Annotated in this window: 19 protein-coding genes and 1 pseudogene; 10 read left to right on the top strand and 10 right to left on the bottom strand. The window is 75.4% G+C overall.

Annotation, left to right across the window (positions count from 1 at the left end; all coding sequences use genetic code 11):
- Positions 1–57 precede the first annotated feature (57 nt).
- From RM555_RS17165 to RM555_RS17175, 3 genes are read right to left on the bottom strand one after another with little or no spacing between them, the layout of a single operon-like run.
- Positions 58–1,029, bottom strand: coding sequence for a carbohydrate ABC transporter permease (locus RM555_RS17165; protein WP_311412703.1), 972 nt, complete (start codon positions 1,027–1,029; stop codon positions 58–60).
- Complete coding sequence (locus tag RM555_RS17170) at positions 1,026–2,063, bottom strand: ABC transporter permease (RefSeq protein ID WP_311412704.1); 1,038 nt, start codon at positions 2,061–2,063, stop codon at positions 1,026–1,028. Before RM555_RS17170 ends, RM555_RS17165 begins: the two co-directional genes overlap by 4 nt.
- Positions 2,060–3,721 (bottom strand): extracellular solute-binding protein, encoded by a 1,662-nt coding sequence (locus tag RM555_RS17175; RefSeq protein ID WP_311412705.1) that lies wholly within the window; start codon positions 3,719–3,721, stop codon positions 2,060–2,062. The genes RM555_RS17170 and RM555_RS17175 overlap by 4 nt, the downstream gene beginning before the upstream one ends.
- Before the next feature lie 192 nt (positions 3,722–3,913).
- Here RM555_RS17175 and RM555_RS17180 point away from each other — a divergent pair, with 192 nt between their 5' ends.
- The 4 genes from RM555_RS17180 to RM555_RS17195 all read left to right on the top strand — a co-directional run bounded on the left by RM555_RS17180 (position 3,914) and on the right by RM555_RS17195 (position 11,091).
- On the top strand, positions 3,914–5,134 hold the full coding sequence (locus RM555_RS17180) for an ROK family transcriptional regulator (protein ID WP_311412706.1): 1,221 nt from the start codon (positions 3,914–3,916) through the stop codon (positions 5,132–5,134).
- Positions 5,135–5,357: 223 nt separating this feature from the next.
- Entirely contained in the window at positions 5,358–7,814 is a 2,457-nt protein-coding gene (locus RM555_RS17185; protein WP_311412707.1) for a glycoside hydrolase family 3 C-terminal domain-containing protein, read from the top strand.
- Positions 7,811–8,869, top strand: a complete 1,059-nt coding sequence (locus tag RM555_RS17190; protein WP_311412708.1) for a LacI family DNA-binding transcriptional regulator — start codon at positions 7,811–7,813, stop codon at positions 8,867–8,869. Before RM555_RS17185 ends, RM555_RS17190 begins: the two co-directional genes overlap by 4 nt.
- On the top strand, positions 8,866–11,091 hold the full coding sequence (locus RM555_RS17195) for a glycosyl hydrolase family 95 catalytic domain-containing protein (protein ID WP_311412709.1): 2,226 nt from the start codon (positions 8,866–8,868) through the stop codon (positions 11,089–11,091). The genes RM555_RS17190 and RM555_RS17195 overlap by 4 nt, the downstream gene beginning before the upstream one ends.
- A 21-nt stretch (positions 11,092–11,112) precedes the next feature.
- On the opposite strand, the gene RM555_RS17200 is transcribed toward RM555_RS17195, so the two are convergent.
- The 3 genes from RM555_RS17200 to RM555_RS17210 form a co-directional block, all read right to left on the bottom strand.
- Positions 11,113–11,958, bottom strand: a complete 846-nt coding sequence (locus RM555_RS17200; RefSeq protein ID WP_311412710.1) for an SDR family NAD(P)-dependent oxidoreductase — start codon at positions 11,956–11,958, stop codon at positions 11,113–11,115.
- A complete protein-coding gene (locus RM555_RS17205) occupies positions 11,955–13,274 on the bottom strand; it encodes a flavin-containing monooxygenase (RefSeq protein WP_311412711.1) in 1,320 nt (439 codons plus the stop codon). Before RM555_RS17205 ends, RM555_RS17200 begins: the two co-directional genes overlap by 4 nt.
- 61 nt (positions 13,275–13,335) lie before the next feature.
- Positions 13,336–13,986 (bottom strand): TetR/AcrR family transcriptional regulator, encoded by a 651-nt coding sequence (locus RM555_RS17210; RefSeq protein ID WP_311412712.1) that lies wholly within the window; start codon positions 13,984–13,986, stop codon positions 13,336–13,338.
- Positions 13,987–14,057: 71 nt separating this feature from the next.
- On the opposite strand from RM555_RS17210, the gene RM555_RS17215 reads away from it, so the two are divergent.
- Positions 14,058–15,407, top strand: a complete 1,350-nt coding sequence (locus RM555_RS17215; protein WP_311412713.1) for an MFS transporter — start codon at positions 14,058–14,060, stop codon at positions 15,405–15,407.
- Positions 15,408–15,474: 67 nt separating this feature from the next.
- Positions 15,475–16,599 (top strand): coiled-coil domain-containing protein, encoded by a 1,125-nt coding sequence (locus RM555_RS17220; RefSeq protein WP_311412714.1) that lies wholly within the window; start codon positions 15,475–15,477, stop codon positions 16,597–16,599.
- Between the two features lie 9 nt (positions 16,600–16,608).
- Here the strand turns inward: RM555_RS17220 and RM555_RS17225 are convergent, their stop codons facing one another.
- Positions 16,609–17,598, bottom strand: a complete 990-nt coding sequence (locus tag RM555_RS17225) for a helix-turn-helix transcriptional regulator (protein WP_311412715.1) — start codon at positions 17,596–17,598, stop codon at positions 16,609–16,611.
- Between the two features lie 62 nt (positions 17,599–17,660).
- Here RM555_RS17225 and RM555_RS17230 point away from each other — a divergent pair, with 62 nt between their 5' ends.
- From RM555_RS17230 to RM555_RS17245, 4 genes are all read left to right on the top strand, one after another.
- Positions 17,661–18,281, top strand: a complete 621-nt coding sequence (locus RM555_RS17230) for a DinB family protein (protein ID WP_311412716.1) — start codon at positions 17,661–17,663, stop codon at positions 18,279–18,281.
- A 77-nt stretch (positions 18,282–18,358) separates the two neighbouring features.
- Entirely contained in the window at positions 18,359–19,450 is a 1,092-nt protein-coding gene (locus tag RM555_RS17235) for a winged helix DNA-binding domain-containing protein (RefSeq protein WP_311412717.1), read from the top strand.
- A 60-nt stretch (positions 19,451–19,510) separates the two neighbouring features.
- Positions 19,511–20,101, top strand: coding sequence for a pyridoxamine 5'-phosphate oxidase family protein (locus RM555_RS17240; protein ID WP_311412718.1), 591 nt, complete (start codon positions 19,511–19,513; stop codon positions 20,099–20,101).
- A 235-nt stretch (positions 20,102–20,336) separates the two neighbouring features.
- Positions 20,337–20,678, top strand: a complete 342-nt coding sequence (locus tag RM555_RS17245; RefSeq protein WP_007460094.1) for an RNA polymerase-binding protein RbpA — start codon at positions 20,337–20,339, stop codon at positions 20,676–20,678.
- A 61-nt stretch (positions 20,679–20,739) separates the two neighbouring features.
- Here RM555_RS17245 and RM555_RS17250 read toward each other — a convergent pair whose 3' ends face one another.
- From RM555_RS17250 to lnt, 3 genes and pseudogenes are all read right to left on the bottom strand, one after another.
- A complete protein-coding gene (locus RM555_RS17250; RefSeq protein WP_311412719.1) occupies positions 20,740–21,252 on the bottom strand; it encodes an FxsA family protein in 513 nt (170 codons plus the stop codon).
- A gap of 85 nt (positions 21,253–21,337) precedes the next feature.
- Entirely contained in the window at positions 21,338–22,144 is an 807-nt protein-coding gene (locus RM555_RS17255) for a polyprenol monophosphomannose synthase (protein WP_311412720.1), read from the bottom strand.
- A gap of 8 nt (positions 22,145–22,152) precedes the next feature.
- Positions 22,153–23,684: pseudogene (lnt, locus tag RM555_RS17260) on the bottom strand (apolipoprotein N-acyltransferase); the annotation flags it as partial.
- Positions 23,685–23,824 lie beyond the last annotated feature (140 nt).

A 23,824-nucleotide genomic window follows, 5' to 3' on the forward strand; every position in this document is an offset into this window, starting at 1 on the left:
CTGGCCGGGCGCCGCCGGCTGGTGGCCGGCGGGGGGGGGGGCGCCGCTCGGGGCCGGTCAGCCCTTCACCGCGCCGGTGATCACACCCTTGGTGAAGTGCCGCTGCACGAACGGGTAGACGATCACCGCCGGCACGACGGTCACCATCACCACCGCCATCTTCACCGCCAGGGTCGGCGGATACGCGCTGATGCCCGGCAGGCTCACCGCGGCCCCGGACACGTTCGGCGACTGCCCGGCGAGGATGTAGCTCTGCAACACCCGCTGGATCGGGAACTTGTCGTTGTCGTCGATGTAGAGCACCGCGTTGAAGTAGGCGTTCCAGTAGCCGACGGCGTAGAAGAGACCGACGACGGCGATCACCGCCCTGGACAGCGGCAGCACGATGCGCCACAGGATGCGGAACTCCCCCGCGCCGTCTATGCGGGCGCTGTCGAGCAGCTCACCGGGGACGTTCATGAAGAACGCCCGGATCACCACCAGATTGAACACGCTGATCGCGCTGGGCAGGATCAGCGACCAGATGCTGTCCTTGAGCCCCAGGCCGGTGACCACGAGGTAGCTGGGCACCAGGCCGGGAAAGATCAGGAAGGTCAGCAGGAAGAAGAAGAGCAACCCCCGGTGCCCCACCGACCCGGGCCGGGACAGCCCGTACGCGGCGAGGACGGTGAGCACCAGGCTCACGGTCGTGCCGAGGACGGTGACGAGGGTGCTGATCCACACGGCCTGGGTGATCTGCCCGCCGCTGAAGATGGTGATGTACGCCGACGGGTCGATCTCGCGGGGCACCATCACCATCCCGCCGGCCTCGTCGATCGTGCTGCGCGAGGCGAGGCTGGTCACCAGCACCGCCCACATGGGCACGAGCACGGCCGCGACGAGCGCCGTGAGCACCGCGCCCTTGGCCAGCGTGCCCAGCGGCGAGGGCGGTTCCTCCCAGGCGGGTCGCTGGGACCGCCGCCGCCTGGGCAGCGGATCGGGCGTCGGGCGCGCCGGCACGGGGCCGACGCCACTGAGCTGCGCGGTCATGGCTTCGCGTACACCCCCTGCTCGCCGAAGCGGTGCGCCACCTTGTTGGCGGTGAGGATGAGGATCAGCCCCACCACTGCCTTGAACAGGCCGGCGGCGGCGCCGAGACCCCACTGCTGGGTGCTGATGGCCTGGTAGTAGACGAACGTGTCCAGCACCTCGGCGGCCTCCCGACCGACCGCCTCGCGTTGCAGGATGAACTGCTCGAAGCCGACCGACAGCGCGTCGCCCAGCCGCATGATGAGCAGCAGCACGATCACCGGACGCAGGCCCGGCAGGGTGATGTGCCACAGCCGCCGCCACCGGCCGGCCCCGTCGGCGGCCGCCGCCTCGTACAGGTTGGGGTCGATCGCGGACAGCGCGGCCAGGAACACGATCGCGCCCCAGCCGACGTCCTTCCACACCGACTCGGCGGTGACCAGGACGATGAACGTGTCCGGGTTGGTCATGACGTTCCACGGTTGCAGCCCGGCCTCGCGCATCTCCTGGGCCAGCAGCCCAGCGCCGCCGAGCATCTGCACGAAGAACGTGACCACCAGCACCCAGCTGAAGAAGTGCGGCAGGTAGACGACGCTCTGCACGAAGCCCCGCACCCGCCCCGAGACCAGGCTGTGGAGCAGGATCGCCAACATGATCGGTAGCGGGAAGAAGAAGACGAGCTGGAACGCGGTGATGGTCAGGGTGTTGCGCACCGCGTCCCAGAACAGCGGGTCGCCGAAGAGCGCCTCGAAGTTGCCGAAGCCGATCCACTCGCTGTAGAGGAACGCCTCGAGGGGGTCGTCGCCGACGAACGGGTTGTAGTCCTGGAAGGCGATGACGTTGCCCAGCGTCGGCACGTAGTGGAAGACCAGCAACAGGCACGCGGCAGGCGCCGTCATGACCAGCAGCGGCCAGTCCCGGCGCAGCCGGTCCCGCAGGGTACGCCGGGGCCGGACGGGCGGCGTACGACCGGCGTCCCGGCCCCGACGGCCGGGCCGGGCGGGGCGGGGGTCCGCCGGCGCGTCGACCGTGCCGGCGGTGCCCGGGCCGCTCATCGGCCGTTGTCGGCGAGCGCCTTCTCGTGGAATGCGCGCCCCTCCTCACCGCCGGAGGCGAGGAACTCCTTCGTCACCTGGTCGAGGTCGCTGATCGGGCGACGACCACGCAGGATGTCGCGGATCTTGTCCTCCGTCGGCTGGAGGATCTTCGACCAGTTGGCCGGCAGTTCCAGCTTGATCCCGGCGAACAGGTCCTTCTCCAGCAGGCCGATGTTCTTCCTGTAGTAGTCCAGGTACTGCTGGACGTAGTTCGGGGTGTCGCTGCTCTTCACCTTCACCGGGACCCGGCAGAAGTTGTACTGGCCGCCCAGCTCCTTGCGGCCGAGGTCGCTGGGCAGCGGGCTGCCGTCGGGGCCCCGGGTGAAGTGCTTGCCCTCCACGCCGTACTCGCGCAGCTCGAACTCGCGGCTGCCGAACGGCGCGGCGCACCAGTTGAGCACCCGCAGCAGCTCGTCGACCCGCTCCGCGCCGGCGCCCTTCTTCACGAAGGTGAAGAAGATCGGCTTCTCGCTGCCCCAGATGACCGGCTGGGCGCCGGCCACGCCGAACACCGGCAGCGGCTGCATGTCGAAGCTCGGCAGGACCTTGGACTGCTCGCCCTGCAGGCCCTGCCACGCGCCGAGCCCGTCCTGGAACATCACGATCTTGCCGGCCTTGAAGAGCTGCTTCTCGTCGGCGCCCTTGCTGGCCACCGTGTCGGGGTGCACCAGCCCCTCGGCGAAGAGCTTCGCGGTGAACTCCAGGGCCGCGCGGAAGGCCGGGTTCTCGAACTTGTGCTCCAGGCCGCCGTCGGCCTTCTTACGCCAGTACTGCTGGCAGCCGAAAAGCTGCTGCACCGAGTCGAAGATGCTGCCGAACGCCCACACCCCCTTGCCCGGGTCGGTGAGCTTCCTGCCCAGCTCGTGCAGCTCCTCCGGCGAGGTGGGCGCGGTCAGGCCGGCCTTGTCGAACAGGTCCTTGCGGTGGAACAGCGCCCACGCGAACACCCCGTCGGTGGGGTACGGCACGGCGTAGAGCCGGCCGGCCCAGACCGAGTACTCCCACGCGCCGGTGGGCAGTGCGGAGAGGTACGGGTACTTCGCGGCGCTGTCGCCCTTGAGGTGGTCGGTGAGGTCCTCGAACAGCGCCTTGACGGCGTCGGAGAACCGGGCGACCTTGTCGACCTCCCAGTTGGGGACCATGAGCAGGTCGGGCACGTCGCGGGCGCCGAGCATCGCGTTGAGCTTGTCGGCGTATGTCGTGCCGTCCTGCAGGCTCGGGTCCAGGTCCACGCCCAGCTTGGCGTTGACCGCCGCCAGGTAGGAGTTGCGGCCCAGCGTCGGCGGGGTGGGCCCCCACCACGGGCTCATGCTGCGGATCGCCGGGCCGCCCCGGCCGGGCTGCTCGGTGACGGCGTCGACCAGGCTGCGGGGGTAGCTGAGGTAGCCGTCGGGGATCGGCCCCTCCCCGACGATGTCGGGCTTGAGCAGGTCGGCCGGCTTGTGGGTGGGCAGCACCGACCGGATCGCGTCGGCCTGCGTGGCGCTGCCCTTGCTCCCGGCCTCCTTGCTGCAACCGGCCAGGGTGGCGCCGCCCATCGTCGTGGCGGCGCCGAGGCCGAGCAGGCGCAGCAGGGACCGTCGGTCGGTGGATACGCCCGGCAGGGACGGCTTCACGGCGCACTCCCTTCGTCTTCGGTGGCGGTTTCGCGGACCGCGCGGATCCGGCTAGAATTAGTTGGGGTTCTAGCCGAACAAACTAATCGACGGTGATCCGTCCCACAAGACAGCGGCACCCGCCACGTACGCGATGATGGGACGCGCGGCACCACCGGGATCGCGCACCGTCGCCCAGGGAGCGGACAAATCGTGATCAGCAGCCACAGCGAACCGCGGCCGAGCGACCTCGGCGACGTCCGTACGGCCAACCGGGCCGTCGTGCTGCGGCACGTCCGCCGCCACGCCCCCTGCTCCCGGGCCGACATCGCGGCGCACACCGGCCTGAACAAGGCCACCGTGTCCAGCCTGGTCGGCGAGCTGATCGAACGGCGGCTGCTGCGCGAGACCGGCCTGACCGAGAACCGGGTCGGGCGCCCCGCGACCATGCTCGTCCTCGACGGCGCCCCGTACGCGGCCCTGGGCATGCAGATCGCCGCCGACGAACTGGTGGTGGTGGCCGTCGACCTGGCTGGCACCCGGCTGCTCACCTGGCGGCGTGCCTTCGCCGCGCCGACCTCCTCCCCCGCCGAGACGGTCCGCGCGCTGGCGGCCCTGGCCCGGCGGGCGATCACCCGGCTGACCGGGCAGGACCGCCGCGTGCTCGGCCTGACCGTGGGCGTGCCCGGCCTCGTCGACGCCGACGGCGCCGTTCCCCGGGCCACCGCGCTCGGCTGGCGGGAGGTGCCCCTCGCCGCCGACCTGCGCGCCGCACTGCGCGAGCCCGGTCTCACCGTCGACGTCGACACCGACGCCAATCTCGCCGTCCTCGCCGAGCACCGCCACGGCGCGTACGCCGGGACCGCCCACCTGGTCCACCTCACCGGCGGGGCCTCCGTCGGCGCGGGGATCGTCGCCGGCGGCCGGCTGCTGCGCGGCGGACGGGGATTCGCGGGCGAGATCGGGCACCTGACGCTCGACCCGGCCGGCCCCGCCTGCGGGTGCGGGCGGCGCGGCTGCCTGGTCGCGTACGCCGGACTGCCGGCGGTCGTCGGCCGCCTGCTGCCCGACACCCAGCAGGACGGGCCGGTCACCGACTTCCTGCCCGAGATCGAACGGATCCAGGCGCTGGCCCGCCAGGGCGACCCCGGCGTCCTGGCTGGACTGGCCGACGTCGGCTGCCGGCTCGGGCACGCCGCGTCCGTCCTGGCCAACCTGCTCAACCCGCAGGCCGTGGTGGTCGGCGGGCACTTCGCGACCCTGGCCCCGTGGCTGCTGCCGGCAGCCCGCACGGAGTTCGCCGCGCGGACCCACGCCCCGACGTCCGGCGGCTGCCTGCTCGACGCCTCCACCCTGGACTCGGCGGCCACCGCGCTCGGTGGCGCCACCGCCTCGCTCGCCGCCGTCGAGTCGGGTCGGCTCCCCGCGGCGTGACCCTTGGGGCCAGCGGGCCTTGACCGGACCGGCGCGGGGTGCCAACCTCGAACCGCCGCCCTGTGGCTCGGGCACCCGGGGCGGCATGTCTCGCGCAGTCGTCGAAGCGCTTCAACGCTTCCGGGCCGGCGGCCGCCACTCCCACCGCGACGCCGCTCACGCCACCGTTCGTCGAAGCGCTTCGACACGGTCATGACGCGGACCCACGGAAGGCGACCCGACCATGACCGACCACCCCGCCCCCTCCCCGCAAGCCCTCGTCGACGACCTGCTGGACCGGCTCACCCTGCCGGAGAAGCTCGGCCTGCTGCACCAGTGGCAGGCGCCCGTGCCCCGCCTCGGCCTACCCCCCTTCCGCACCGGCACCGAGGCGCTGCACGGGGTGGCCTGGCTCGGCAGGGCCACCGTCTTCCCGCAGGCGGTCGGGCTCGCCAGCAGCTGGAACCCCGAGCTGGTCCGGGCCGTCGGCGCCGCCGTCGGCGACGAGGTGCGCGCCAAGCACCACGCCGACCCCGAGCGTGTCGGCCTCAACGTCTGGGCGCCGGTGGTCAACCCGCTGCGCGACCCCCGCTGGGGACGCAACGAGGAGGGCTGGTCCGAGGACCCGTGGCTGACCGGCCGGCTCGCCACCGCGTACGCCCAGGGACTGCGCGGCGACCACCCGCAGCGGCTGCGTACGGCGCCGACGGTCAAGCACTTCCTCGCCTACAACAACGAGACCGACCGGGCCACCACCTCCAGCGACCTGTCCCCCCGGGTGCTGCACGAGTACGAGCTGCCCGCCTTCCGCGCCCCCCTCGCCGCCGGCGCGGCCGTCGCCGTGATGGCCTCCTACAACCTGGTCAACGGCGTGCCCGCGCACCTGAGCCCGCTCATCGAGAACGAACTGCGCCGCTGGACGCCCGAGGAACTGCTGATCGTCGGGGACGCCGGTGCGGTGACCAACATCGCCGGGGTGCAGGGCCACCTGCCCGACCACGTCAGCGGCTTCGCCGCCGCCCTGCGCGCCGGGATCGACAGCTTCACCGAGGACGACGCCGACAGCGCCCCGACCGTCGCGCGACTGACCGAGGCGCTGGACCGGGGGCTGATCACCGGGTCCGACGTGGACCGTGCCGTCCGGCGGATCCTCACCGTCCGGGTCCGCCTCGGCGACCTGGACCCGCCGCGCGACGACCCCTTCGCCGGCGTCGCGCCGGACGCCGTCGACCGCCCCGCGCACCGGGACCTGGCCCGCGAGGCCGCCCGCCAGTCGATCGTGCTGCTGCGCAACGACGGGCTGCTCCCGCTGACCGACGCGGGCCTGCGGGTGGCCGTGCTCGGCCCGCTGGCCGACGCCGTTCACGAGGACTGGTACAGCGGCACCCTGCCGTACGCGGTGACCGCGTACCAGGGCCTGGCCGAGCGACTGTCCACGGTCACCACCCACCCCGGCACCGACCGGATCGCGCTGCGCGTCGGCGGGCGCTACGTCGGCTGCCCCGACAGCCCCGACGGCGGCCCGCTCACCGTCGGCGCCGACGCCACCGGGTTCGACGTCGTCGACTGGGGACGCGACGTGGTGGCGCTGCGCGCCGCGGGCAACGGCCGGCACGTCGGAGCCGACGAGGCCGGCGCACTCGCCAACGACCGTCCGGGACCGGGCGGCTGGGTGGTACGCGAGACCTTCCGCTTCCACGACGGCCCCGACGGCACGGTGCTGCTGCACCACCTCGCCACCGACCGGTACGTCGCCGTCGACGCGGACGGGCGGCTGCGCGCCGACGCCCCGACCCCGGGCGACGCGACCCGCTTCACGGTCGAGCTGCTGGCCGACGGGGCCGCCGAGGCCGCCGCCCTGGCCGCCGAGGCCGACGTGGCGGTGGTGGCGCTGGGCAACCACCCGATGGTCAACGGCCGGGAGACCGAGGACCGCGTCGACCTGGCCCTGCCCACCGGCCAGGAGACGCTGCTGCGGGCGGTGCACGCCGCCAACCCGCGCAGCGTGCTGGTGGTGACCAGCAGCTACCCGTACGCCGTGGGCTGGGCCGGGACGCACCTGCCGGCGGTGCTCTGGTCGGCGCACGGCGGCCAGGAGCACGGCACCGCCCTGGGCGACGTGCTGCTGGGCGACGCCGAGCCCGGCGGCCGGCTCACCCAGACCTGGTACGCCGACGCCGCCGAACTGCCCGACCTGCTCGACTACGACGTGATCGGCTCCGACGCCACCTACCTGTACCACCGGGGCGACCCGCTGTACCCGTTCGGCCACGGGCTGAGCTACACCCGCTTCGAGTACGCCGGCCTGCGGTTGAGCGTCGACGAGGCCACCGCCGGCGAGGAGGTCGAGGTGAGCGTCGAGGTCACCAACGCCGGCGACCGCCCCGGCGAGGAGGTCGTGCAGCTCTACACGCGCCAGCGCCGCTCCCGCGTCAAGCAGCCGCTGCGCCAGCTGCGGGACTTCGCCCGGATCAGCCTCGCACCGGGGCAGCGGCAGGTGGTCCGGCTGCGGCTGCGTACCGCCGAGCTGAGCTGGTGGGACGAGACCCGGGGCCGGCGGGTGGTGGAGGACGCCACCCACACCGTCCTGGTCGGGCGCTCCGCGCGCGACGTGCGGCTGGTCGGCACCCTCGCCGTACGCGGCGACGAGGCGGCCCCCGACGGCCGGGCGGCCGTGCCGGCGTCGGGGCGGGCGCGGTGAGCGGGGCGCGGGGGCGCCCGACGCCCGGGCAGCCCACCATCACCGACGTCGCCCGGCACGCCGGGGTCGCGCTGAGCACCGTGTCGTACGTGCTCAGCGGCAAGCGCGCCATCTCCGAGGTCACCCGCAACCGGGTGCTGGCCAGCATCCGGTCGCTCGGCTACCACCCGCACGCCGGGGCACGGGCCCTGGCCAGCCGGCGGGCCAACGTGATCGCCCTGGTCCTGCCGCTGCGCGCGGGGATGCAGGTGCCCGTGGTGATGCAGTTCGCCATGGCCGTGGTCACCACCGCGCGCCGCTTCGACCACGACGTGCTGCTGGTCACCTCCGACGAGGGGCCCGCCGGCCTGCGGCGCGTCGCCGCCACCGCCCTGGTCGACGGCGTCCTGGTCATGGACGTGGAGCTGGACGACCCGCGGGTGCCGCTGCTGCGGGCGCTGGCCCGGCCCAGCGTGCTCATCGGCCTGCCCGCCGACGCCACCGGCCTGACCTGCGTTGACCTGGACTTCCACCGGGCCGGGTGGGCCTGCGTCGCGCACCTGGCCGGGCTGGGGCACCGGCGCGTGGCGCTGCTCGGCGCCCCCGCCGCCGTCTACGACCGGGGCACGGGCTTCGCGCACCGCACCCGCGCCGGCGTGGTCGAGGCCGCCGCCGGGCACGGCGTCGACGCGGTGGCGCTGCCCTGCGAGGAGGGCGCGGCGGCCGTCCGCCGCACCCTCGCCGACCTGCTGGAACGCCACCCCGACGTGTCGGGGCTGATCGTGCAGAACGAGGCCGCCGTGGACCCGGTGCTGGCCACGTTGCCCGCGCTGGGCCGGCGGGTGCCGCAGGACGTGTCGGTGGTCGCCGTCTGCCCCGACCGCTTCGCCGAGCAGGCCAGCCCGATGCTCACCGCCGTGCCCGTCCCCGCCGAGGAGATCGGCACGCAGGCCGTGTCGCTGCTCATGCGAAAGCTCGACGGCGAGGCGGTGCCGGAGGTCACCCTGCTGCCGCCCCGGCTGACGGTACGCGGCAGCACCGCCGCCCCCGCCCCGGCGGCGAGGGCCGGCCGGTGACGGCCGGGCCGTCCCCCGCCGCGCACCGCATCGTCGACACCGCCCCCGCCGGGCGCTGGGAGGACGCGTTCCTCTCCGGCAACGGCGAGGCCGGAATCATGGTGTACGGCCGGCCGCACGCCGAACGCATCATCGTCAACCACCACCGTTTCGTCCTGCCCAACGGCACCCGCGACGCCCGGCCCCCGCAACTGGCCGCCCTGCTGCCCCGCATCCGTGAGCTGATCCTCGCCGGCCGGCGCGCCGAGGCCAGCCGGCTGCTCGCCGGCGACGGCGTGCTGCGCTGGACGCAGTCGTTCCATCCCGGCTTCGCCCTCACCGTCGACGCCGTGGCACCCGGCCCCGTCGACGACTACCGGCGCCGCACCGAGTTCACCACCGGGGAGGTCGTCGTCGAGTGGGCGGGCGGGCGGCGGCGCTCGTTCGTCTCCCGGGCCGACGCGCTGGTGGTCACCCACGTCGACGCCGGCACCTGCGAGGTGGGCGTCACCGGGGACCTGCCGGGCCGGCCGGATCCGGTGCGCTACACCGTCGCCGCGTACCGCCGGGGGGATCTGGTCTTCCTGCGGGTGCGGGGCCGCTACCCCGACGCGGGTGGCGCGTACGGCTTCGAGGGGCTCACCCTGCTGCGCGGCGACGTGGCGGTCCTCGGCGACGACCGGGTGGCGGTACGCGGCCCGGCGCTGCTGACCACGGCGCTCGACCGCCCCGACACGCCGCCGTGGCGCACCGGCGAGCTGGAGGAGCGGCTGGCGGCCCACGCCGACGACGACTACGACACCCTGCTGGCCCGGCACGTCGTGCTGCACGGCCGCGCCTACGGGCGGGTGAGCCTGGACCTGCGGGTGCCGGACGCGCAGCGGCAACTGCCCGTGGGCGAGTTGCTCGCGGCGCAGGACGCCGACCCGGGCACGCTGCGGCCGGCCCTGCTGGAGCGGCTGTTCCACGCCGGCCGGTACCTGCTGCTCAGCTCCAGCGGTGTCCTGCCGCCCCGGCTGACCGGGCTGTGGCTCGGCTCGTGGGACGCCGCCTGGGCGGGCGACTTCACCACCGACGCCAACCTGAACCTGCAACTGGCCGGCGCGAACGTCGGCGCCCTGCCGGAGGTGACCGCGGCCCACGCCAACCTGGTACGCGGCCAGGTCGACGACTGGCGGCGCAACGCGCGGGCGATCTACGGGGCCCGGGGGCTGCTGGCGCCCAGCCGCACCGACGGCGAGCACGGCCACCTGTTCCACCTGCACGAGGACTGGCCCTTCGCCGCGTGGCTGCCCGGCGCGGACTGGCTGCTGCACCCGCTGCACGAGCAGCATGTGGTCACCGGTGCCCCCCTCGGGGAACTGGCCGGCTGGCTGGCGGAGGTGGCGGACTTCTTCGCGGACGTTCTCACCATCACCGACGAGGCGGGCACGGTGGTCGTGGTGCCGTCGTACTCGGCGGAGACCGGCCCGCACGACGAGCGGGGGCGGGCGGTGCACGTGGCGGTGAACGCCACGATGGACGTCGCCGCCGCCCGGCACGCCCTGCGTACCGCCGCCGAGGTGACCGGCTCGGACCGGTGGGCGGGGCTGCTGGGGCGGCTGCCCGCGTACCGGGTGGACGGGCGCGGGGCGCTGGCCGAGTGGGCATGGCCCGGCTACCACGGCGACGACGACCACCGCCACGTCAGCCACCTCTATCCGGTGTGGCCGCTCGACGAGATCAACCCGGACGACACCCCCGAGCTGGCCCGGGCCGCGCACCGGGCGCTGACGCTGCGCGGCGACGAGAACCTCTCCGCGCACGGCAGCCTGCACCGGGCGCTGGCCGCCGCCCGGCTGCACGACGGGGCCCTGACCGCCGCGAACCTGCTGAAGATCCTCGGCAACGACATGTTCTTCCGGTCCCTGATGAGCGCGCACAACCCGCACCTGGTGACGTACAACGCCGACGCCGCGCACGCCCTGCCGGCGGTGCTGATCGAGTCGCTGGTGCAGTCCCGCCCGGGGCTGCTGCGGCTGCTGCCGGCCGCGCTGCCGGGACTGGACGCGGGGGTGCTGCGCGGGGTGGCCTGCCGGGGCCGCGTCGGCGTCGAGGAGCTGTCCTGGTCGCCGGGGCGGGTGCGGGCCCGCCTGCTCTCCCCCGTCGCGCAGCGGATCAGCGTGCGCAGCCCGTACGGCGAACGGGACGTGGACCTGGCCACGGCGACGCCGGTCGAGGTGGCCTTCGACGCGCCGGACTGACAGCCGCGCCGGACTGCCGGGTCAGCCGGCGCGGTGGCGGCGCCGCATCCCGGCGGCCAGCGGCGCGGCGTCCAGGTCACCGGCGGCGAGCCGGGCTGAGACGGTACGGCGCACGAGCCGGTCGGCCAGCCTCGGCGCGTGCCGGGCGAGGGCCAGCTCGAGGCGTCCGCGCCTGGTGGTGGCCACGTCCCGGGGCGCCCGCCGGGCGGTGGCGGCGTGCAGGATCGCCGCGACCACCCCCGCCACCGGTTCCGGGCGGGACACCCCGTTCAGGGACAGGCCGGCGTCGGCGGTGCTGTCGTGGATCGGCGAGGCGACCATGCTCGGGTAGACGACGCTCACCCCGACGTGGCTGCCCACCTCGTGGCGCAGCGCGTCGGCGTAGGCGACCAGGGCCCGCTTGCTGACCCCGTACGCGGCGGCCAGCGGCAGCGGCAGCAGGGCCATCCGGCTGGCGACGAAGACCACCCGCCCCCGGGCGGCCTCCAGGGCGGGCAGCGCGGCGGCGGTGGTGCGCCAGGCGGCGAGCAGGTTCACCTCCAACTGCTGGCGCACCACCTCGTCGGGCGGCAGCTCGGCCGGGGCGGGCCCACCGACGCCGGCGTTGTTGACCAGCAGGTCCAGCCCGCCGAGGCGGTCCACGGCGGCGGCGACCGTGGGCGCCACGGCGGCCGGGTCGGTCAGGTCGCAGCCGAGCACCGGCACGCCCCCGCCGTCGCCCGGGTCGCGGTCGACGGCGACGGTGCCCGGCTGGCGGTCGATGCCGACGACCCGTGCCCCGGCGGCGGTGAACGCGGCGCACAGGTGCCGGCCGAAGGTGCCGCTGGCCCCGGTGACCAGCACCCGGCGACCCGCCAGCCCGCTCATGCCGAGGCTCCGTGGGCGCGGCGGGTGCCGGCGGCCAGTTCCCGCCGCAGCTCGGCCAGGTACGCGTCGAAGTCCACCCGCATGGCGGGCCGACGCTGCCCCCACCGGGCGGTGGCGGCGCGCAGCTCGGCGCGGCAGGCGGCGCGCTGCCGGTGCGGCTCGGGCAGCGCGTAGCGGCCGGACAGCTGCGCCGCGACCAGCTTGGCCTGCGCCTCTACCAGCGGGAACGCCGCACCGGTGGACTGCATCAGCCCGACGAACGCCAGCCCGGGCGCGTCGAGGTGGAACACGTGCCGGTACAGCGGCAGGGTGTCCGCCCCGTCGCCGAGCAGCGCCGGGTCGAGGAACGGGATCTCCACCCGGTAGCCGGTGCACCAGATCACCAGGTCGACCTCGTCGACGCGGCCGTCGGTGAAGGTGACCCGGTCGCCGTCGAAGCCGGCGATGCCGGGGCGGGGCTCGACCTCGCCGTGGGTCAGCCGGGACAGCAGCCCGTCCGACAGCGTCGGGTGGTCCTGGAGGAAGCCGTGCGCGGGGGCGGGCAGGCCGTAGCGGGTGGGCGCGCCGACGGTCGCGGCGAGCAGCCGCTGGGTGATGCGCTGGCGCAGCCGCCACGGCAACCGCCGGGCCAGGGCGCCGTTGAGGGTGTCCGACGGGCGGCCCAGGAGGTGTTTCGGCACCACCCAGACGCCCCGGCGCAGCGACAGCAGGGTGCGCCGGGCCGCGTACGACGCGTCCACGGCGATGTCCATGGCGGAGTTGCCGCCGCCGACGACCAGGACCCGCCGGCCGGCGAGCTGGTCGGGGCCCCGGTAGGCGTGGCTGTGCAGCTGCTCGGCGGTGCAGTCGCCCGGCTGGGCGGGGGTGGGCGGTTTCGGCACCCGGTTGTGGCCGTTGGCGACGACGACGGCGTCGACGGTGACCTCGACGCCGCCGTCGGGTCCGTCGGCGTGCACCGTCCACCGGCCGTCGCCGCCCCGCTCGACCCGGTCGACGGTGTGCCGCAGCCGCACCGCGTCGTGCAGCCCGAACCGGTCGGCGTAGTCGGTGAGCCAGCCGGCGACCCGGGCGTGGTCGGGGTAGTCCGGCCAGTGCGCCGGCATGGGGTGGTCGACGAACTGGGTGCGGGCCTTGCTCGTGTTCAGGTGCAGGGTCCGGTACGCGGGCGAGCCGGGCGCCCCGTACACCCAGAGGCCGCCGACCCGGTCGGCCGACTCGAAGCAGACGGCGGGCACGCCGACGTCGGCGAGCGCCTTGAGGGTGGCCAGTCCGGCCGCGCCCGCGCCGATGACCGCCACCCGGGGCTGCACACCCATCGCCGGCTCCTCCCCGTTAATCCAACGTGCGTTGGATAATGGCCCGGCACGGGCCGGCACGTCAAGGCGCGGCCGGCCCGTACAGTCCGTCGAGGAAGCGGTGCACGAAGGCGCGGAACTCCCGCCGCTCGCGCGCCTGCGACCCCCCGCCGGCGGCCAGGGCCACCACGTGCCCGTGCACCGCCCACACCAGGCTGCGCACCGTCACGTGCGGCGCCGGCTCGACCAGCGCCCCGGCCGCCGCGGCGGCGGTGAGCAGGTCGGCGACGAGCCGGTACAGCGGCGCCGCGTAGCGCTCGTCGAGCTCGGCGTGCCGCTGCGGCTCCAACCAGCGGCGCAGCCACAACGCGGTGGTCTCCGGCCGGTCCTCCAGGAAGTCCACGAACACGTCCACCAGGTCGTGCAGCGCCCGCCGGACCTCGCCCGGCCCGCTGTGCAGGGCCTGCCGGGCGCGCCCGGCCGCCGCCTCGAGCGCCTCCCGCTCGGCGGCGAAGACCCGCGCGAAGCAGGCGTCGTAGAGTTGCGCCTTCGTACCCGTGTGGTGCGAGACCGTGGCGACGTCGACGCCGGCGGCGGCCGCGACCTCCCGCAGCCCGACGGCGTCGAAGCCCCGCCGGGCGAACAGCGCGGTCGCGGCGGTGAGCACCACCTCCCGGGTCGGTCGGGTCTCCTCGCGGCGGGGCCGCCCGGGTCGACGGCGGGGCATGGTCATGGCCGCCATTCTGCCCCTACAATCCAGCATCCGTTGGATTGCGGGCGGGCGTGCCCGCCGAGGAGGCCGCCATGACCGGGCTCGACCAGCAGTCGGCCGGCACGGACACCACCACCGCCCTGCCCCGCGGGCCGTTGCTCGGCTTCGCCGCCGGCTCCCTCGGCATGGGCGTCTGGGTGACGGTGCCCGGCCTGCTGCTGCTCTACTTCCTCACCGACGTGCTGGCCGTCGCCCCCTGGCTGGCCGGCCTGGCACTGCTGCTGCCGAAGATCGCCGACGTGCTGCTGCACCCCTGGATCGGGCACCGCTGCGACGTCGAACAGGCCCGCCGGGGTGACCGGCGCCGGCTGCTGCTGCTCGGCTGCGCCCTCCCGCTGGCCTTCGCCACGCTCTTCGCCGTGCCCGGCGGGCTCACCGGCGCGCCGGCCGCCGCCTGGGTGGCGCTCGCCTTCGTCGCCGGCAACCTGCTCTTCGCCGCCTACCAGGTCCCCTACCTGGCCACCCCCGCCGACCTGCGGATCGGCTACCACGAGCGCACCCGGCTGATGGCCTTCCGGATGGTGGTGCTGACCCTCGGCATCCTCGTCTCCGGGCTGCTGGCACCCCTGCTGGCCGGCGGCGAGGACGCCACCCGGGCCGGCTACCAGCGGATGGGCGTGCTGCTGGCCGTCGGGATGCTGGCCGCCATGCTCGTCGGCGTGGCCGGCATCGCCCGGCTGCGCCGGGCCGCCGCCGCGACGTCCGCACCGCACGGCGGCGGCTGGCGGGCACTGGTCGTGGCGCTGCGCGACCGGCAGTTCCGTTGGCTGGTCGCCGCGTACCTGGCCATGTCCACCACCACCCACCTGGTCCTGGCCGCGGTGCCCTACTACGCCGAGTACGAGCTGGGCCGCCCCGCCCTGACCACCGTGCTGGTGGCCGCGTTCGTCGCCCCGGCGCTGCTGGTCACCCCGGCGTGGCTGGCGCTGGCCCGCCGGATCGGCAAGCAGCGGGCGCTGCTGGGCGCCCAGGGGGCCTTCGCGGCCGGCTCGCTGGTCCTCGCCGTCGGCCGTCCCGCCGGGCTGCCCGTGCTGGTGGCCGCCGTCGCGGTGCTCGGAGTCGCCTTCGCCGGCATGCAACTGCTGCCGTTCTCGATGGTGCCCGACGTGATCCGCGCCGGCGGCGGCGCCGCCGGCACCTACACCGGGGTCTGGACGGCCACCGAGGCCACCGGCGCGGCGCTGGGCCCGTGGGCGTACTCGCTGTGCCTGGCCGCGGGCGGGTTCGTCGCCTCCACCGCCGGCGAGGGCGTCACGCAGCCCGACGGCGCGCTGACCGCGATCCGCTGGGGCTTCGGGCTGCTGCCCGCGGCGGCGATGCTCGTCGCGCTGCTGCTGCAACGGCGCTACACCCTGGACCGCACGGCCCGCACCGCCGGCTGAGCAGCCCGGCCCGCCGGCACCGGCACCGCTTCGGTGCGGCCGGGCCCGGCAGTAGACTCCGCCCTCGATGGACGCCGAGCCCACCCCCGCCGAGACCCGCCCCTGCGCCCACTGCGGACGCCAGGTGCCGCAGCGCGTCGGCGCCGGCCGGCCGTTCCGCTACTGCCGCGACAACGACGGCGCCTGCCAGCGGGCCTCGCGCAACAGCCGGATGCGGCACCGCAACGCCCCCGGCCTGCCCGGTCAGGTGGCCCGCACCTGGGAGGCGGTCGACCGGCTGGAGCAGGTCGCGGAGACCCTCGCCGACGCCCTGCACGCCGAGCTGTCCCCGGTGGGAGTGGAACGCCAGCTCGCGCAGGCCCGCGCCGACGCGGCGACGCAGGTCGCGGCGGCCCAGACCGAACGCGACGACGCCCGCCGCGACGCCGAGGACGCCGCCGCGGCCGCCGTCCGGGCCCGCGAGGAGGCCCGGTCCGCCGCCGCCGAACGCGACGCCGCCCACGACGAGGCCCGGCGCGCCGCCGAGCGGGCCACGGCCGCCGTCGACCGCGCCGACCGGGCGGAGGCCGCCCGCGACGACGCCCGCCAGCAGGCCAGCGCCGCCGAGGCCCTGCGCACCCAGGCCGAACGCGACCGCGACACGGCCCGCCACGAGCTGCGTGCGCTACGCGTCGAGATCGACGCCGAACGCCGCCGCGGCACCGAACTCACCGGTGAACGCGACGCCGCCCGCGCCGACGCCGACCGGGCGACCCGCGCCGCCACCGAGGCCCTCGACCGTGCGCAGCGCCTGCACGCCGAGGCCGAGCAGGCCCGCGAGCGCGCCGGGCAGGCCCGCGCCGAGGCCGACGCCGCCCGCACGGCCGCCGCCGAGGCCGACGCGGCCCGGCAACGCGCCGAAGCCACGCACCGGGATGCCGAGGCCGCCCGGCGGCGCGCCGAGGCCACCGCCGAGCAGGCCCGCACGGAACTGGCCGCGCTCACCGGCCGGCACGACACGCTGCGCGCCGACCTGGCCGCCGCGCGCGAGGCCGCGAGCGCCGCCGAGGGCCGCGCCGCCGAGTTGGCCGTACGGCTGCGCGCCGCCGAGACCGACCGCGACGAGGCGCAGCGGCGGGCGGCCCAGCTCGCCGAGCAGGTCAGCCACCTCGCCGCCGCCCTGGCCCACCTGGGCCCCCGCGCGGCCGGCTGAACGGTCCGGTCATCCGCGCGCGGTGGCGGTGTAGCGGCGGGCCAGCCGCGCGAAGGCGTCCCTGAGCTCGGCCGGGCCGACGACCTCGATGTCGACGTCGAAGCGGCCGATGGTGGCGGCCAGGCCCACCCACGACCACGAACCCAGGACGAGCCGGCAGCGGTGCGGGCCGAGTTCCTCGACGAGCGCGTCGTGCAGGTACCCGGACACCACGGCGGCCGGCAGGTCGAGGATCACCTCGCCGCGGCAGGGCCAGCCGTCGGCGCCCCCGGAGCCCTGGAACCGGCTGGTCACGAAGGTCGCCACGTCACCCCCGGGCAGCTCACGCGGGGTGAACCGGGGCCCGGTGGGGGTACGCGGGCTGATCCGGTCGGCGCGGAAGGTCCGCCAGTCCCCGCGCTCGAGGTCCCACGCCACGAGGTACCAGCGTCCGCCCCACGTGACGAGGTGGTGCGGCTGCACCCGGCGCGGCGCGGGCAGCCCACCGTCGCCGTCGGCCTCCGGCGCGGTCACGGGGGTGTAGTCGAAGCGCAGCACCTCGCGGGCGTGCACGGCGGCGCCGAGCGCCATGAGCACGCCGCTGTCGACCTGCCGGGCCGCCCGCGTCGGGGACCGCTCGACGGCGGTGACCTGGAGGATGTCGATGCGGTGGCGCAGCCGGGCGGGCATGACCTGCCGGACCGTGTGCAGTGCGCGCGCCGCCGCCTCCTCGATGCCGGCGCCGGCGGTGGTGGCGCTCTGCAACGCGATGGCCAGGGCCACGGCCTGCTCGTCGTCGAACAGCAGCGGCGGCAGTTGCGCACCGGCGGCGAGGCGGTAGCCGCCGTCGGGTCCCTTGACGGCCGCGATGGGATAGCCGAGCTCGCGCAGCCGCTCGACGTCGCGCCGTACGGTGCGCGCGCTCACGTCCAGCCGCGCCGCCAGCAGCCCTCCCGGCCAGTCCCGGCGTGCCTGCAGCAGCGACAGCAACGCCAGCAGGCGCGCGGAAGTTTTCGGCATTCCCCCATGGTGCCCGCAGAAGCGGACACATCCTGTCCGCTTCGGCTGCGAACGTGGTCCCCGTGCCCACCGATGACGACACGAAGGACCAGAACGCCGTGACCGACACCGCCACCGCCACGCCCCCGTCGACCCTCGACCCCGAGCGGGCCGACCTGCTCGCCGCGCTCTCGACCGCCCGATCCGCCCTGACCGGCACCGTCCGCGGCCTCACCGACGAGCAGCTCGGCCAGCGCCCGACGGCCAGCACGCTGTGCCTGGGCGGGCTGGTCAAGCACGTCGCGGCCATGGAGCAGTCGTGGCTGCGCTTCGTGGTCGAAGGCCCCTCGGCCATGTCCTTCGCCCTGCCCGAGGGGGTCACCTGGGCCGACATCACGGCCGGCACGGCCCGCGAGGTGCCGCAGTGGCTCGTCGCGCACGAGGCCGGCTTCCGGATGCTGCCCGGCGACACCCTGGACGGGATCCTCGACCACTACGCGCAGGTCGCCGCCCGCACCGAGGAGACCGTCGCCGCCGTCGCCGACCTGTCGACGACGCACCCGCTGCCGCCGGCGCCGTGGCACGACGTGACGGCGGTGCTCAGCGTACGGGGGGTGCTGATGCACGTCATCGCCGAGACCGCCCAGCACGCCGGGCACGCCGACATCCTGCGCGAGAGCCTCGACGGGCAGCGGGCCACCTGAGCGCCCGGCGGGTCCCGGCCACCTGACCGGGACCCGCCTGACCCCGCCCCGCCGATCCGCAGGGAAGACGTGCACCCATGACCGTTCTCGACATCCGGGCGCTCAACCGCGCCACGCTGGCCCGGCAGTTGCTGCTCGACCGCGCCGACCTTCCGGTCCTCGACGCCGTCGCGCACCTGTGCGGCCTGCAGGCGCAGGAGCCACAGGAGCCGTTCGTCGGGCTCTGGTCCCGGGTACGCGGGTTCGACCCGGCGGCGCTGTCGGACCTGCTGACCGGCCGGCGCGTGGTGCGGATGCACCTCATGCGCCGCACCGTGCACCTCGTCACCGCCGACGACGCGCTGGCGTGGCGGGCCCGCCACGACGGCATGCTGCGCCAGCGCGTACTCGGGGTCTACCGCCGCGAACTCGCCGGCGTGGACCTCGACGAGCTCGCCACGGCGGGCCGGGCGGTGCTGGCCGACGGCGAGCCCCGCTCGATGACCGGGCTCGCGCGGGAGCTGGCCGACCGGTGGCCGGCACCGGGACCGAGGGCGCTGGGCGAGATGCTGCTCGCCCTCGTCGCGGTGGTGCAGCTGCCGCCGCGCGGGCTGTGGCGCACGACGGCGGGCGTACGCAACGTGCCGCTCTCCTCCTGGCTGGGCCGCGAGATCGACCCGCCGGCCCCGCCCGGGCGCGACCCGGTCGGCGAGGCGCTCATGCGGCGCTACCTGGCCGCCTTCGGTCCGGCCTCGACGGCCGACCTGCGCGCCTGGTCCGGCCTCGCCGGCCTGCCGGCGGCGGTGACCGCGATCCGCGACGAGCTGGTCGTCCTGCGCGACGAGCGCGGGCGGCGGCTGTGGGACCTGCCCGACGCGCCGCGCCCCGACGCCGACACGCCCGCGCCGGTGCGGTTCCTGCCGGCGTTCGACAACGCGCTGCTCGGCTACGACGACCGCAGCCGCATCGTCGACGACGCCCACCGCAACCTGTCGGTCGCCGGCGAGCGCGTCGTCCTGGTCGACGGCCGGGTCGCCGCCACCTGGAGCGTCGCAGCCGACACCGTGACCGTCGCCCCGCTGCGCCGCCTCTCCCGGGCAGAACGCGCCGCCGTGACCGAGGAGGGTGCGGCGTTGGCGTCGTTGCTCTGCGACAGCGACCGCGTACGCGTCGCCACGGACGCGCCCTGAGCACCACACCCGCGGACCCCGGGGCAGCGGGGCGGCCCGCCGCCGGGCCATGATGCCGGGGTGGGAAAGACATACGAGCGCATCGAGGGCCGGCTGCGCAGTTTCATCGAGGACCAGCCGCTGTTCTTCACCGCCACGGCACCGCTGTCGGGCGACGGCACCATCAACCTGTCCCCGAAGGGGCTGCGTGGCTCGTGGGCGGTCGTCGACGCGCACACCGTGGCCTACCTGGACTTCGCCGGCAGCAACGCCGAGACGATCGCGCACCTGCGGGAGAACGGGCGGATCACGCTCATGTGGTGCGCGTTCGACGGGCCGCCGAACATCGTGCGGGTGCACGGGCGCGGCGAGCCGGTGTTTCGTGACGATCCCCGCTGGGCGGAGCTGATGGGCCACTTCCCGGACATCGACACCAGCGTCCACGGCCTGCGGGCCATCATCGTCGTGCGCGCCGAACTGATCCGCGACACCTGCGGCTACGCGGTGCCATTCATGTCCTACGACGCCGACCGGGACCTGCACGGCCGGCGGTTCGCCCGGGAGGACGACGCGTCGCTGAGCGACTACTTCGCCGGCAAGGACCACGTGGCAAGCAGCATCGACGGGCTGCCGGGCCTGCCGCTGCCGCTGCCACCGACCCCGGCGACCTGAGCCGGCCGGCGCGTCACCGGCCGCCGCGACCTGCGCCGCTTCGGGGCGGCTACCATCGCCGGTGGCACAGCGGAAACCCTCCACCCGCCCGACCCGGCCCGGGGCGACCCCGCCGGGCGGCTGGCGTGGCCGGCTACCCTTGTGCAGGCTCGCCCGGTGTCCGGGCGGGAATGGCCCGGCGGGAACGGACCGTTACACCGAGAAGACCAGCACCACGAACGAGGGGAAGTCGATCATGGGCGAGCGTATGCTGCGTGGCAGCCGTCTGGGCGCGGTCAGCTACGAATCCGACCGCAACACGGAGCTCGCGCCGCGTCAGACCCGCGAGTACCTCTGCGCCAAGGGCCACCAGTTCGAGGTTCCGTTCGCCGTCGACGCCGAGGTCCCCACGACCTGGGAGTGCAAGTTCGACGGCAGCGTGGCCCGGCTGGTCGACGGCAACGAGCCGGAGCAGAAGAAGGCCAAGCCGCCGCGCACCCACTGGGACATGCTGCTGGAGCGGCGTTCCATCGCCGAGCTGGAGGACATCCTCGCCGAGCGGTTGCAGGAGGTCCGCACCCGCCGCGGCCGCGCCTGAGCCGCACGTCGACGACACGGCGCCCCGGGAGCATCGCTCCCGGGGCGCCGTCGTGTGCGCGTCAGCTCCGGCCGGGCTCGACGATCTCCCCCTCGATGGCGCGGCCTGCGTCGACGACGGTGGGCTCAGCAACCGGCTGCTGCGGCGCGCCCCGGCGCACCCGCACCCGGCGCGGCCCGAACAGGTCACCGGCGACCATCGACGACACCCGCCGCTCCGCGGCCCGCTGCACCCCGTTGCGGGCCAGCCGACGCACCGGCGGCACCAGCAACGACACCCCCACCAGGCCACTGAGCAGGCCCGGCATCGCCAGCAGCAACGCCCCGAGCAGCCCCACGAGACCGTCGGTGACCTGCCGGCCCGGCGGCTGACCCGCCTGCGCGGACGCCTTGAAGCCACGCCAGGCGCGCATCCCCTCCCGACGCAGCAGCACCAGCCCCAGCAGCGACACCGCGAACACCACCAGCAGCGCCGAGCCGAACCCGATCGCCCGCCCCACCACGACGAACACCGCCAGCTCCAGCAGCGTCGCCGCCAACAGGGCCAACGGCACAAACCTCAGTCCTCGGCGCATCTCACCCCATCCGCCATCAGCGGCGCCTGCGGCGGGGCCACCCCGCGCGGGCGCCAGCGCCCCATCCAGCATGACACGCCGCCGCTCAGGGCCACCGCACCTGACCGGTGGGGGTGCCGTGCAGGCCCCGCCGCACCGCCAGCCGCCGGTCCTGCACCCCCCACGCCGTGATCCGCCACAACGCCTCCGCCACGATCAGCGGGCTCATCTTGCTGCTGCCGCGCTCCCGCTCGGCGAACGTGATCGGCACCTCCACGATGCGCGCCCCGGACCGGTGCGCCAGCCGGGACAACTCCACCTGGAACGAGTACCCCTGCGAACAGACCGACGCCAGGTCGAATGCGTCCAGGGCCGCCAGCCGGTACACCCGGTAGCCGCCGGTGGCGTCGGACAGCGGCATGCCCAGCACCAGCCGCGCGTACAGGTTGCCGCAGCGCGACAACAGCAGCCGCCGCAGCGGCCAGTTCACCACCCGCGCCCCGGCGGTCCACCGGGAACCGATCACCACGTCGGCGTCGCGGGCGGCGGACAGCAACGCGGGCAGGTCCTCCGGGGCGTGCGAACCGTCGGCGTCCATCTCCACCACCGCGTCGAAGCCACGCTCGCGGGCCCACGCGAACCCCGCCAGGTAGGCCGCGCCGAGGCCCTGCTTGCCCTCGCGGTGCAGCACGTGCACCCGACGGTCGGCGCCGGCCAGGGCGTCGGCGAGCGCACCGGTGCCGTCGGGGCTGTCGTCGTCGGCGACCAGGATGTCCACCGCCGGCGCGGCGCGCCGCACCCGCGCCACGATCCGCGCCACGTTGTCGGCCTCGTTGTAGGTCGGGATCACCACGAGCACCCGACCCACCCCCGGATGACCGGTGTCCGTCCGGGTGCCGGTCGTCTCGCCCACCGTCGCTCCCCCTTCGCCGGCGTACCGGCTGGTGTCACCCGGCGCGCGGCCGGCGGCGCAGCACGCCCGCGCCGACCAGGGCCGCCACGGCCAGGGTGGCCAGCGCCACCTCCGGCCACAACCCGACCCGGGTGGCCAGGGTGCGCCCGTCGTCCAGCCGCAGCTGCCGCACCACGACCGCTCGGGTGTTGAACCCGGTGGCGTCGCTTACCCGCCCGTCCGGGGCAACGAACCCGGACACCCCGACCGTGGAGGCCATCAACGCCGGCCGGCCGTGCTCGACCGCCCGCAGCCGCACCATCGCCAACTGCTGGCGCGCCTCGGCCACGTCGAACGTGGCGTTGTTGGTCTGCACCACCAGCAGCTGCGCGCCGCCGACGACGGTGTCGCGCACCACCTCGTCGTAGGCGACCTCGAAGCAGATCACGTCGCCGAGCACCGCCGCCCCGGTGCGCAGCACCCCCGGCTCGCTGCCCGGCACGAAGTCGGCGCGGACCCGGTCGACCTGCTTGCTGACCATCCGGGCGAGATCACGCATCGGCACGTACTCGGCGAACGGCACCGGGTGCCGCTTCGTGTACAGCTGCTCCAGGTCCGGGCCGCTGCCGGGCCGCCACAGGATCCCCGCGTTGCGCACCTGCCCCTCCCCGGGGCCACGCAGCACCGCACCGACCAGGATCGGGGCGCCGACCGCGTCGGCGGCCTGCGAGATGCGCGCCCCGGCGTCGGTGTCGCGCAGCGGGTCGATGTCGCTGGAGTTCTCCGGCCACACCACCAGGTCGGGGCGGGGCCGCACGCCCGCGGACACCTGCCCGGCCAGCTCGATCGTGGCGTCGACGTGGTTGTTCAGCACCGCCTGCCGCTGGGCGTTGAAGTCCAGCCCGAGCCGCGGCACGTTGCCCTGCACGATCGCCACCGTGACCGCGGCGCCGCCCCCCACGCCCGACACCGGCACCAGCAGCCCCACGACGGGCACCGCGACCGACGCGGCGGCCAACCCGGCCACCGGCACCCACCAGCGCTGCGGGCCGCCCCACGGCCGCCACAGCGCCGCGACCAGCAGCCCGCCCGTCAACGCCACCGCGAACGTCACCAGCGGCGCGCCACCCCACGCGGCCAGCCGCAGCAGCGGCGAGTCGTCCTGGCTGAACGCCAGGCGCCCCCACGGGAACCCGCCGAACGGGGTGCGGTCACGCAGCGCCTCCTGCCCCACCCACAACACGCCGGTCACCAGCGGCCAACTCCACCGCACCCGCTCGACCAGCGGCGACACGTACGCGCCCGCCGCGCCCAGCAGCGCCAGGTAGCCGGCCTGCAACAGCGACAGCAACGCCCACGGCAGGTAGCCGGTGTGCAGGTTCGTCCAGCTCAGCAGAGGCGCGAACAACGCCACCCCGGTCAGGAGACCCAGCCCGGCGCCGGCGCGTACCCGACGCCCGTGCGTCGCCGCGGCCAGCAACGCCACGCCCAGCGGCGCGAGCGGCCACAGCCCGTACGGCGGGAACGCCGCCAGCAACGCCAACCCGGCGAGCACCGCCATCGGCACGGCCACCCGCAGCGGCAGCGCACGCCGCGCCACCCCGGACTTCCCCGCCCCCACGGCGCCCGGCTGGCTGCTGTCCCCGGCCGGCGCCGGCACGTTGCCCACGATCACGGGCCGAAGGCTACCCGCCCACGCGT

Origin of the sequence: Micromonospora reichwaldensis (genome assembly GCF_031845925.1) — a bacterium.
GTDB classification, from domain to species: Bacteria; Actinomycetota; Actinomycetes; order Mycobacteriales; family Micromonosporaceae; genus Micromonospora; species Micromonospora reichwaldensis.